We start from the raw sequence: 9,974 nt of genomic DNA, 5'->3' as shown, positions 1-9,974 counted from the left end.
CCGTCTGGCGAGGTAGGAGCGGACCGTTGAAGCGGTGCGTGATCACGGAATGGATCGTGACTGAAAAGGAAAGACATGGCACAAAAACTTAGATTTGAGGATCTCGAGTCCCCGATCGTGCGCAAGCGCACGGGGGACGACAAGTTCCATACGGTCGGCGTCATCGGCCTGGGGGTGATGGGTCAGGGTATCGTTGAGACCATCGCCGGAGCCGGCCTCGAGGTGATCGGGGTCGAACGGGACGAAGCATCGTTGAAGGCCGGAATGGATGGCCTGAACAAAGCGATGGATATCGAGATCAAGCGCTGGGGCAAGACCGCCTCGGAAAAACGCGCCGTCCTCTCACGCGTCAAGGGTACGGTGAGCGTCGCCGACCTCAAGGGATGCGAGGTGGTCATCGAAGCGGTGGATGAGAACTTCGCCCTGAAGCAGAGGCTTATCGAATCCTTCTATGGCATCGGCAAAGAAGACGCGGTCTTCATCTCCAACACGGCGACGCTCAGCCTGTCGAAGTTGGCCGAGACCGCGCGCCACCCTGAACGCATCATCGGTATGCACTTCCTCAATCCCGTCCCCATCGTCCCACTCGTCGAGATCGTCCGCGGGATGAAGACCTCGAACGAGACCTTCGCTCTCGTGAAGGCGTTCGCGACGCGCATCGGCAAGACCCCGGTCGAGGTGTTCGAATACCCCGGGTTCATCACGACCCGCACGATCCTGCCGATGCTGAACGAAGCCATGCACGCGTTGATGGAAGGGATCGCCAGCGCCGAGGACATCGACACGGCCATGCGGCTCGGCTATGCGATGCAGAACGGCCCGCTTGAGATGTCGGATAACATGGGCCTGGATGAGGTCCTGATGTGGATGGAAACACTCTGGCACGAACTCGGTGAACCGCGCTACCGCCCCTGTCCCCTGCTCCGCCGGATGGTGCGTGAAGGCAAACTCGGCAAGAAAACCGGCGAGGGCTTCTTCAAGTACAACGAGGACGGCAAACGGCTATGAATATCCTGGTCCTGAATTGCGGCAGCTCATCGGTCAAATATCAACTTATCGACGACACGGCACGCAAGCGCCTGGCGGGCGGGTCCGTGGAGCGCATCGGCATGTCCGGTGCCACACTGTCCAACACGCGTTTCGACGGCGATGAGATCAAGATCGCCGGCGAGATCGTGGATCACACGGTCGCGATCGAATACATCCTGGCCATCCTGTTGAGCAGGAATCACGGCGTCATCAGCGACAAGTCGGATATCCATGCCGTCGGGCACCGCGTGGTGCACGGAGGCGAGGCCTTCGCCGGCGCCGTGCTGATCACCGACGAGGTGACCAAGACCCTCCGGGAGAATATCGAGCTTGCGCCGCTCCACAACCCGCACAATCTGCGCGGGATCTCGGCGTGCCAGGCGAATCTTCCGGGTATCCCTCAGGTCGGCGTGTTCGACACGGCCTTCCACCAGAAGATGCCCAAGAAGGCATACCTGTACGGCATCCCGTATGCCCTCTACTCGCAATACAAGATCCGCCGGTACGGCTTCCATGGCACGTCGCACCGCTATGTCGCCGATCGCGCGGCGAAGATGCTCGGGAAGGACCTGTCGTCGCTCAAGCTCATCACGACCCACCTCGGCAACGGCTGCAGCATGGCCGCTGTCGATCACGGCGTGTCCGTCGACACCTCGATGGGATTCACGCCGTTGGAAGGGCTGTTGATGGGAACGCGCTGCGGCGACATCGATACGTCGATCATCCTCTACATCATGGCGAAAGAGGGGCTGACGATGAACGAGGCGGGCACGCTCCTCCAGAAGCATAGTGGCCTGCAGGGGATCTCCGGCATCAGCAGCGACATGCGTGAGATCATCGCGGAGATGAAGAACGACGACCGGAAGGCGCGGTACGCGTTTGAAGTGTTCACCTACCGTGTGAAGAAGTACATCGGGGCCTACGCGGCGGCGATGGGCGGCGTGGATGCTGTGGTGTTCACCGGTGGCATCGGCGAGAACAGCTCCGAAGTGCGCACCGCAAGCTGCGAGAACATGGCGTTCCTCGGCATCGAGGTCGATGAAGCGAAGAATGCCGCCGGCCCGAAAGAGAAGAACATCTCGAAAGACGGGACCCGGACACAGGTCCTCGTGGTGCCGACCAACGAAGAGCTCGTCATCGCTCTTGATACGGCGGAGATCGTCAAGGCCCAGCAGCACGCCTGAGTCATTCAGAGTACCGACGGCGGATCGACCGCAAGCTGCCCATGGGTGGCTTCGATCAGGTCCGCCGTCAGTCGTTCCAACCCTCCCCGACGCACCTCCAGGCGCATCAGGACCTGTTCATCGTAGGCCGTTGCGAGGATCTTCACCTGTCTGGCCGAGCACATGCGCATCACCGTACCGATGTGCGCATGCGGGAACCGGATGATGCATTCCGCTGTCAGATAGCAGGTCAGGGTCCCGGCGCCCGCAAGGGCTTCCGCAGCAGCATCGCCGTAGGCGCGAACGAGGCCTCCCACGCCCAGCTTGGTCCCCCCGAACCACCGTGTCACGACCACGATGAGGTTGGTCAACGAACCGTGGTCGATCGCGGCCAGGATCGGGCGCCCCGCGGAGTTGCCGGGTTCGCCGTCATCATGGATCCTGTACGTTTCCCCGCCCGGTCCGAGCCGGTATGCGTAACAATGATGGGTGGCATCGTAGAACCGCTTGCGGATATCGTCCAGGACCGCCTCGGCCGCCGGACGATCGTCCACGGGAACGGCATCCGCAAGGAACCGCGAGCCCCGGATCTTGGTTTCAACGGTATGACGGCGGGGTATGGTTTGGTACGTATCGACCATTCCGTAATATATTCATTCCCTGCGCGTCTTCAAAGTCCTTGCGCCTTATATCCACCTTGAGTATCTTCCTCCGACCATGAAACGACCGTTGAAGATCGGCATCGTCTGCTACCCGACCTATGGTGGCAGCGGCGTAGTTGCCACGGAACTCGGCAAGGCGCTCGCCGGGCGAGGCCATCAGATCCACTTCATCAGCTATGCCCTGCCGATGCGGCTGGATTCCTATGAGGGGAACATCTTCTACCACGAAGTGGAGATGTCCAGCTACCCTCTCTTTGAATTCCCCCTGTATACGCCGGCCCTGGCGAGCAAGATCGTGGAGGTCGCGCAGTTCGAGCAGTTGGACATCGTCCACGCGCACTACGCGATCCCCCACGCAACGAGCGCGTACCTCGCCCGCCAGATCCTCGGGGGCACACTCAAGGTCATCACGACGCTGCACGGTACGGATATCACGCTCGTCGGACTCGAGCCGAGTTTCCTGTCGGTGATGAAGTTCAGCATCGAGCAGAGCGACGGTGTCACCGCCGTCTCCCGGTTCCTGAAGGAAAAGACGCTGACCAATTACGGGATCGACAAGGACATCCGGGTGATCCCGAACTTCGTGGACACCGACAAATATCGCCGTGTGGAATGCACCCAGGTTCGCGAGAGATTCGCTCCCCCGGAAGAGAAGATCCTGATCCACGTCTCGAATTTCCGCGCCGTGAAGCGCGTCGCCGATGTGATCCGGATCTTCGACGAAGTGCAGAAGAAGGTCCCGGCACATCTCATCCTGGCCGGCGACGGCCCCGACCGGTCGGTATGCGAACTGCTGGTCCGGGAACTCGGGATCCAGGACAAGGTCCGCTTCCTTGGCAAGCAGACCGAGCTCGTGCGCATCCTCTCCGCGGCGGATCTCATGCTGATGCCGAGCCAGTCCGAGAGCTTCGGCCTCGCTGCCCTTGAAGCCATGGCGTGCGGTGTGCCGGTGATCTCATCGAGTGTCGGCGGCCTGCCGGAACTCCAGGTGCACGGACAGACCGGCTATATCGCGGAGATCGGGGATATCGATCGGATGGCAAAGTATGCCGTGGACCTGCTCACCAACGATACACGCATGGCGATCTTCCGCCAGGCATGCCGCGCCAGGGCTGTGGATAATTTTGATGTGGGAAAGATCGTGTCGATGTACGAGGAGTATTACCGGGAGAGTTGTTCAGAAACGTGATGGACAGTGAGGAGTGACGATATGCTGGATGTGATCCGGTGGAACAAACCCAAGAAACCAACGCTTGAAGAGCTGCAGAAAATGCTCACCGCTGAAGGGCTGGAGCATGATCTGTATTCGGATAGTCCGGGCACCAAGTACGGGCGCCACAAGCACGCCTTCGATGATTTCATCGTGATCGTGTCAGGGAAGATGCGCATCGTGACCGACGCGCAGGACTGGGTGATGAAGCCCGGGGACCGGCTCAATCTCCCGCCGAACACGGCACATTCAGCCGAGGTTGTCGGGCGCGAAGAAGTTCAGTACCTCTCTGCTGCGAAGTAGTGCGGCCTGCGGCGACATTTCGTCAACGCAGGCGATCACCCCATCACCCGCCGCTTTGCCAGGACCCGATCTGCGCACAGGAACAGCGGCACCAGAAGGACCACGGCCAGGCTCACCTGCAGCGCCCCTTGACTGAATACTTGCGGGAGGAATGCGGTCAGCCACGACGCGAGAGCGTCCGGTCCCCCGGCGATCCCTCCGGCGATCGCATCGAGTGACGCACCCCACCGGGAGCCCGTCCCTGCACCTGCGCCACCCGGCCGCGAGAGGAGGATCGCATTCACCGTCCCCGCGATACCGAACAGTGTGAACGTCGTCCCTGCGATGATCCGGGGTTCGAGCATGCGATCCAGCCATGTCAGCGGCCCGCGGCGATCAAGTCGCGCAAACACCCGGGCAGTAATATCCCCGTCCGGCCGCTCAAGAGGGACCATGCGCATCGCCCGCTCGAACGCCATCACTCGCCGGTTACGGGCGGTGCATGTGGGGCACACCTCACAATGCGCGAGGAGCGCTGCCCGCTCCGCCTGACCCAGCACTCCGTCATGGTACTCCTGAAAGGCCGATTCCTCATAGTGACCGTTCATGCTGCTTTCTCCTCTTCGTGCACAGCATCTGCCAGAAGCACCTTCAATCGCATCCGCCCCCGGAACAGATAGGTCTTCACCGTCCCCAGCGGGATACCCATGATCGTTGCGATCTCTTCGTACGACTGCTCCTGCAAATAGAAGAGTTCCACTGCGATACGGTGATGGTGCGGGAGCTTCGCGAGCCCCTTTGCCAGTAAGGCCGCCGCTTCCTGCCGCTCCAGGTGCTCCAGGATCCCTCCCCCCTCGGTCTCACGAACGATATCCCCGGGTTCCTCCCCGTGGGCGTCAAGGCTCTCCGCGGGCGTTCTCCTCCGCTTCACACGTGTCATACTGAGATTGAACACGATCCTGTACAGCCAGGTGGCGAACCGGGAGTCCCCCCGGAATCCGGCAAGCCCGCGATACACGCGAAGGAACGCATCCTGGACGGTCTCCTCGGCTTCCTCACGGGAGTTCAGGATCCTGAGGGCAAGCGTGTACGCGCCCTCTTTGTGGCGTTCAATGAGGAGCCCGAAAGCGCGAGTATCTCCGCTCCTGACCCGATCGAGTATCGTCTGTTCTGCATCCATGGACTACCTCTTGGACGGCATCCCGGAATGGATTGTTTCACCGTGCCTCTGAAACATGCGGGAAGGAGCTGCGGTCTAACAGGCAAGAGTTCAATCACACTATGCAAGGAGAAGCCCATGGAACCAGTTGCCATCACTCTGATCATCTTCCTTTCGATCACACTCATCGTCGGGACATTCCTGCTGACCCGCCACCGCGAACGCATCCAGATGATCGAAAAGGGGATGACCGCAGAAGAGATCCGGAGCATGATCCAATTCGGTGGGTACAAGACCGATCCACTCTCCTCACTCAAATGGGGCATGGTGTTCATCGGGGTAGGTCTTGCCGCCGTTATCGGCATGTGGCTGCATAGCACCTTCATGGTGGATGAAGGGGTGATACCGGGATTGATCGCGGTCTTCGGAGGAATAGGTCTGGTGGTCTTTTACTTCATCGCGGACCGCAAGGCACGTTCCGCGGCCAAATGAGGTGTGCTGCGTACTACGACCGGGGCCGGCAGAAGCCGGCCCCGGTCAGGTCTCTCAGTGGTACCCCGCTGCACGCTTGACCTCTTCCAACACCCTGATATTCGAAAGACTCCCCTCCCCGTTGCTTTCCGGCTGCACATTCTGCTCGATGCACCGGGCAAAGTGATCCATCTCCGCGACATAGGGGTTCTCTGCGGGGAACACCTCCTCCGAACGCTGATCATTCTCAAAAAGGTGCATGTGCACCGCATTCGGGACAACGCGCCCGGCCAGCGACCCCGAAACGTAGACCGATCCCTTCTCTCCCCCCAGGGCATAATAGTTCGCATCACAGGTGAATCCGGCCGTCAGTGTCATGAGCGTGGCTCCCGACCGGAGCACGACGTGCGCAAAACTGTCCACGCCATCCCCACCGTGACGTTCGATCGTTGCGTGGATGACCGATGGCACGGGCATACCGAGGTACCGGAGAAAATCCACGCCGTAGATGCCCAGATCGTTCAAAGCGCCGCCGCCATGGGAAGGATCGAGACGGAACAGGCTCCGCTTGAGCGCTTCGATATTGAAACACCAACTGAAGTCGATGAACCGCAGCGGACCCAGCGTCCCACCGGCAACAAGTTCCCGGACATGGCGGTGAATGGATTTGAAGCGGTACATGAATGCTTCCATGTAGAGCACCCGGGCAGCCGCACAGGCTTCCAACATCCGCTCGACATCCGCCGATGACGGTGCGGCAGGTTTCTCAAGGAGGACATGCTTGCCTGCGCGTGCAGCGCGGATGGTCCACTCGGCATGAAGGGCAGGCGGAAGAGGTATATACACCGCATCGATGTCCGGGTCGGCGAGCAGTGCATCGTAACTCCCGAAATGCGCAGGGATCCCGAACTCCCTGGCGAAGGCTGCGGCCTGCGACGCATTGCGGCTTGCGATCGCTGCGATGGACGCATGGCGTAGCGGCGCACCAAAGAAGGGACGCGCGATGGCGGCTGTACCCAGGATGCCGATCCGGACCATCAGGTGTTCGTATCCTGCCCGGGGGTCTCTCCGGCTTTGCCCTCAGCGCCCTGCAACTCCTGGTGGTCCTTCCGGGCCTGCCTTGCCAGGATGAGGCGGAGGGTGATCCGGACAAGGTACAATGCGAGCGCCACCGCGAAGAGCGGCATGTGCCAGGATTGCGGCACGGCCTTCAGCAGGACCATTGCCAGCAGGACGACCATGATCGCGATGGCAATGTACCCATAGGTGTTTGCCGCCTTATGCGTGATCTTCATGGCACGTCTCTCGTCATTCGATGTGGTAACATTTCGATCTTGTTCGCGTTCTGTCTCCCCGATCCGATACTGATCTTTGCAGCGAATGCGCTTCGTGCGGGGTACCCGGCAGGGCCAGGGTCACGCGCACTCTAAAGTAAGAAATCTGTGCGACCTTCACAAGGTCGGCCAGTGGACGCTCAGAACCGCGGAGTTCGCGTGGGTGACGGACATCGGGGAACAGCCAAGGCTCACCCGGTGTGGCGTTTCACCTCAGGAATTCGTATATATTGAGGTGATTAGAACAGCACCGAAGAAATGTTGACCGTCCATCGATGAGATCATCCCCCCTTCACGAGCGAGACCATCAATCGCAGACGACCCCGGAGGAGGACGATCCAGCCCCTTCCTCAGACCAAACAGTCAGGCTTCTGGCACACGCAGAGATACCATCCCTTGAGGGGTCTCCGATACGCGCCAGGTACCAGGCCAGAGTGAAGCAGTACATCGTCGACAGGATCACCACTCCCCGAATACCCGACGATTTCATCCCCACCCACGATAGGACCCAGACCAAAGCCCTCTGTGAGGAGCTTCCGCGCAACCTCAAAGGACCCACCCCCAATACCGCCCCGGTGAACCGCCATGGATGATTGGGGAACTGTGCAAACGGCGGCTCTCACGGTCATGCTGGGAGGATATCTGCTGGGAGGGGCGGTCCCGGCGATTCTGAGCATCCTGTGGAGAAGTCGCACGAAACCCGGAGGATCCCTCACCGGAGCAGTGAAGAACATCGGATTCGGTCTGGCACTGGTCGCAGCACTCGCGGGGTGTGTCCTCTCTCTCTCGGTCCTCATTTCCGGCACAACGTTGCATGTGGAGCTACTCCCATCCCGCCACTTCGGGCCACTGGGATTTCATGCGGATGGATTGTCCGCACTCTTCATCGGGGCTATTTCCCTTCTCGGAACAGCGGTTGCTTTGTTTTCACTCGGGTATGCGACGGAGTTCTTTCTGCGCAGGAATATGGTCCTGCTCGTGATCCTGTACAATTTCTTCGTCCTCTCGATGATCGGCGTCCTGCTCGCAGACCATGCCCTCCTGTTCCTTTTTCTCTGGGAATGCATGTCGCTGACGACCTATTTCCTGATCACATTTGAACATGAAGAGCATGCGGCACGCCGGGCGGGATTTCTCTACATCGTCATGACCCACATCGGAACCGCCTTTCTTCTCGTCATGTTCCTCCTGCTCTATTCTGCCGCGGGATCCTTCACTTTCGAAGCATTCCGCATGGGGGGAGCCCAGCTCCCGCCCCGGCACAATCACTGGTTTTTCTCTTTGCCACCATCGGCTTCGGCATCAAAGCGGGAATCATCCCCTTCCACATCTGGCTCCCGGAAGCCCACCCCGCGGCACCGAGCAATGTCTCGGCAATGATGTCCGGCGTGATGATCAAGACGGGCATCTACGGGATGGTCCGGGTCTTCTTCGATTTCCTCGGTCCCGTCATTCCCGGATGGTGGGGAGTCCTCATTCTCGCCATTGCTGTAACGTCGTCCGTGCTCGGCGTGCTCTACGCATTGATGGAGCACGACCTCAAACGCCTGCTGGCATTTCACAGCATTGAGAATATCGGGATCATTCTGATGGGAGTCGGTGCGGCGCTCCTGTTCGCCTCCTGGGGGAACAAACCTCTTGCCGTGATCGCGCTGATCGCGGGCCTGTACCATGTGCTGAATCACGCCATATTCAAAGGGCTCCTCTTTCTTGGTGCCGGCTCCGTTCTCCACGCCACGCATTCACGAAACATTGAAGATCTCGGGGGACTGATCAAGAGGATGCCGTGGACCGCATTCTTCTTTCTCGTCGGGGCAGTCGCCATCTCGGGACTTCCTCCGCTCAACGGTTTCATCAGCGAGTGGCTGACCTTTCAGGCCCTGCTGCTTGGATTCCACATTCCAGACCTCACCGTGAAGATCGTCATCCCACTCACGGTCGCACTTCTCGCGCTTACAGGCGCCCTCGCCGCGGCCTGTTTCGTGAAGGCTTTTGGCATCACCTTTCTCGGACTTCCCCGATCAGGGCACGCAGCCCGGGCAGGCGAATCATCGTTCACCATGCTCGCCGCCATGGGCCTCCTCGCCCTGCTGTGCATCTTCCTGGGAATTGCCCCGGGTCTCGTTGTATCAGTATTGAGTCCCCTTGCCAATTCATTACTGGAAGAGACCTCCACCGGTCAGATCGTCATGCAAGCGGGCACCGTGCTCATCCCCCGGAGCGCCTCCGCGAGCATTTCTCCGGCGGCGCTGACCGGATTGCTTGTCGTGATCGCTGCGATCCCCCTCGCGGGGATCTCCATCTTCGTTCTCAGGTCGCGCTCCCGCATTGCCCCCACCTGGGCGTGCGGACTGGAGAGGATCGATCCCAGGATGCAGTATACTGCGACGGGATTCAGCAAGCCCCTGCGCATCATCTTCTCGGATATCTTTCGTGCGACACATGAGGTCGGCATTTCCGAAGAGCCCTCTCCCTATTTCCGGCCGACCATCACGTATGAACTCAAGACCGAGTCCGTATTCCTGAAATACCTCTACGAGCCGGTCTTCCGTAGCATCGTTTCCGGCGCGCGCATCGTTCGCCGGATCCAGACCGGGCGTATCCAGACCTACCTGGCGTACATTTTCGTCACGCTCATCCTTCTTCTCCTCTTCGCCCGGTGAG

The 9,974-nt window shown here is 60.1% G+C and carries 12 protein-coding genes; 7 read left to right on the top strand and 5 right to left on the bottom strand.

Annotation, left to right across the window (positions count from 1 at the left end):
• Positions 1-75: 75 nt before the first annotated feature.
• Both IPI01_01140 and IPI01_01135 read left to right on the top strand, forming a co-directional pair.
• Positions 76-1,008 carry a 3-hydroxybutyryl-CoA dehydrogenase gene (locus IPI01_01140; protein MBK7256437.1) on the top strand — a complete coding sequence of 311 codons (933 nt, stop codon included), beginning with the start codon at positions 76-78 and terminating at the stop codon, positions 1,006-1,008.
• Positions 1,005-2,213 carry an acetate kinase gene (locus tag IPI01_01135; GenBank protein MBK7256436.1) on the top strand — a complete coding sequence of 403 codons (1,209 nt, stop codon included), beginning with the start codon at positions 1,005-1,007 and terminating at the stop codon, positions 2,211-2,213. The genes IPI01_01140 and IPI01_01135 overlap by 4 nt, the downstream gene beginning before the upstream one ends.
• A gap of 5 nt (positions 2,214-2,218) precedes the next feature.
• Here the strand turns inward: IPI01_01135 and IPI01_01130 are convergent, their stop codons facing one another.
• The gene (locus IPI01_01130; protein ID MBK7256435.1) at positions 2,219-2,833 is read right to left on the bottom strand and encodes a YigZ family protein; all 615 of its coding nucleotides are present in this window, start codon (positions 2,831-2,833) and stop codon (positions 2,219-2,221) included.
• An 88-nt stretch (positions 2,834-2,921) separates the two neighbouring features.
• Between IPI01_01130 and bshA the strand changes: the two genes are divergently transcribed.
• Both bshA and IPI01_01120 read left to right on the top strand, forming a co-directional pair.
• Positions 2,922-4,043, top strand: a complete 1,122-nt coding sequence (bshA, locus tag IPI01_01125) for an N-acetyl-alpha-D-glucosaminyl L-malate synthase BshA (protein MBK7256434.1) — start codon at positions 2,922-2,924, stop codon at positions 4,041-4,043.
• A gap of 21 nt (positions 4,044-4,064) precedes the next feature.
• Positions 4,065-4,367, top strand: a complete 303-nt coding sequence (locus IPI01_01120) for a cupin domain-containing protein (protein ID MBK7256433.1) — start codon at positions 4,065-4,067, stop codon at positions 4,365-4,367.
• Between the two features lie 35 nt (positions 4,368-4,402).
• On the opposite strand, the gene IPI01_01115 is transcribed toward IPI01_01120, so the two are convergent.
• Positions 4,403-4,954, bottom strand: coding sequence for a hypothetical protein (locus IPI01_01115; GenBank protein MBK7256432.1), 552 nt, complete (start codon positions 4,952-4,954; stop codon positions 4,403-4,405).
• The gene (locus IPI01_01110) at positions 4,951-5,526 is read right to left on the bottom strand and encodes a sigma-70 family RNA polymerase sigma factor (protein MBK7256431.1); all 576 of its coding nucleotides are present in this window, start codon (positions 5,524-5,526) and stop codon (positions 4,951-4,953) included. Before IPI01_01110 ends, IPI01_01115 begins: the two co-directional genes overlap by 4 nt.
• A gap of 117 nt (positions 5,527-5,643) precedes the next feature.
• Between IPI01_01110 and IPI01_01105 the strand changes: the two genes are divergently transcribed.
• Positions 5,644-5,997: a hypothetical protein gene (locus tag IPI01_01105; GenBank protein MBK7256430.1), complete on the top strand. Its 354-nt coding sequence runs from the start codon at positions 5,644-5,646 to the stop codon at positions 5,995-5,997.
• 54 nt (positions 5,998-6,051) lie between these two features.
• Here IPI01_01105 and IPI01_01100 read toward each other — a convergent pair whose 3' ends face one another.
• Both IPI01_01100 and IPI01_01095 read right to left on the bottom strand, forming a co-directional pair.
• Positions 6,052-7,014: a Gfo/Idh/MocA family oxidoreductase gene (locus IPI01_01100; GenBank protein ID MBK7256429.1), complete on the bottom strand. Its 963-nt coding sequence runs from the start codon at positions 7,012-7,014 to the stop codon at positions 6,052-6,054.
• Positions 7,014-7,271, bottom strand: a complete 258-nt coding sequence (locus tag IPI01_01095) for a hypothetical protein (protein ID MBK7256428.1) — start codon at positions 7,269-7,271, stop codon at positions 7,014-7,016. The genes IPI01_01100 and IPI01_01095 overlap by 1 nt, the downstream gene beginning before the upstream one ends.
• A 642-nt stretch (positions 7,272-7,913) precedes the next feature.
• Here IPI01_01095 and IPI01_01090 point away from each other — a divergent pair.
• Together IPI01_01090 and IPI01_01085 are read left to right on the top strand one after the other, a co-directional pair.
• Positions 7,914-8,690: a hypothetical protein gene (locus IPI01_01090; GenBank protein ID MBK7256427.1), complete on the top strand. Its 777-nt coding sequence runs from the start codon at positions 7,914-7,916 to the stop codon at positions 8,688-8,690.
• An 8-nt stretch (positions 8,691-8,698) separates the two neighbouring features.
• Positions 8,699-9,973 (top strand): hypothetical protein, encoded by a 1,275-nt coding sequence (locus IPI01_01085; protein MBK7256426.1) that lies wholly within the window; start codon positions 8,699-8,701, stop codon positions 9,971-9,973.
• Position 9,974: the final 1 nt, after the last annotated feature.

Source organism: Ignavibacteriota bacterium (assembly GCA_016707525.1).
GTDB lineage: Bacteria > Bacteroidota > Ignavibacteria > UBA10030 > UBA6906 > JAGDMK01.
Note: the sequence above shows the minus strand (reverse complement) of the source record. Positions and strands in the feature narration are given on the sequence as shown.

Excerpts from the sequence above, each read along its gene's own strand:
- IPI01_01105 (MBK7256430.1), top strand. The coding sequence starts at position 5,644 with ATGGAACCAGTTGCCATCACTCTGATCATCTTCCTTTCGATCACACTC.
- IPI01_01115 (MBK7256432.1), bottom strand. The coding sequence starts at position 4,954 with ATGAACGGTCACTATGAGGAATCGGCCTTTCAGGAGTACCATGACGGA.
- IPI01_01095 (MBK7256428.1), bottom strand. The coding sequence starts at position 7,271 with ATGAAGATCACGCATAAGGCGGCAAACACCTATGGGTACATTGCCATC.
- IPI01_01135 (MBK7256436.1), top strand. The coding sequence starts at position 1,005 with ATGAATATCCTGGTCCTGAATTGCGGCAGCTCATCGGTCAAATATCAA.
- IPI01_01110 (MBK7256431.1), bottom strand. The coding sequence starts at position 5,526 with ATGGATGCAGAACAGACGATACTCGATCGGGTCAGGAGCGGAGATACT.
- IPI01_01100 (MBK7256429.1), bottom strand. The coding sequence starts at position 7,014 with ATGGTCCGGATCGGCATCCTGGGTACAGCCGCCATCGCGCGTCCCTTC.
- IPI01_01120 (MBK7256433.1), top strand. The coding sequence starts at position 4,065 with ATGCTGGATGTGATCCGGTGGAACAAACCCAAGAAACCAACGCTTGAA.
- IPI01_01140 (MBK7256437.1), top strand. The coding sequence starts at position 76 with ATGGCACAAAAACTTAGATTTGAGGATCTCGAGTCCCCGATCGTGCGC.
- IPI01_01130 (MBK7256435.1), bottom strand. The coding sequence starts at position 2,833 with ATGGTCGATACGTACCAAACCATACCCCGCCGTCATACCGTTGAAACC.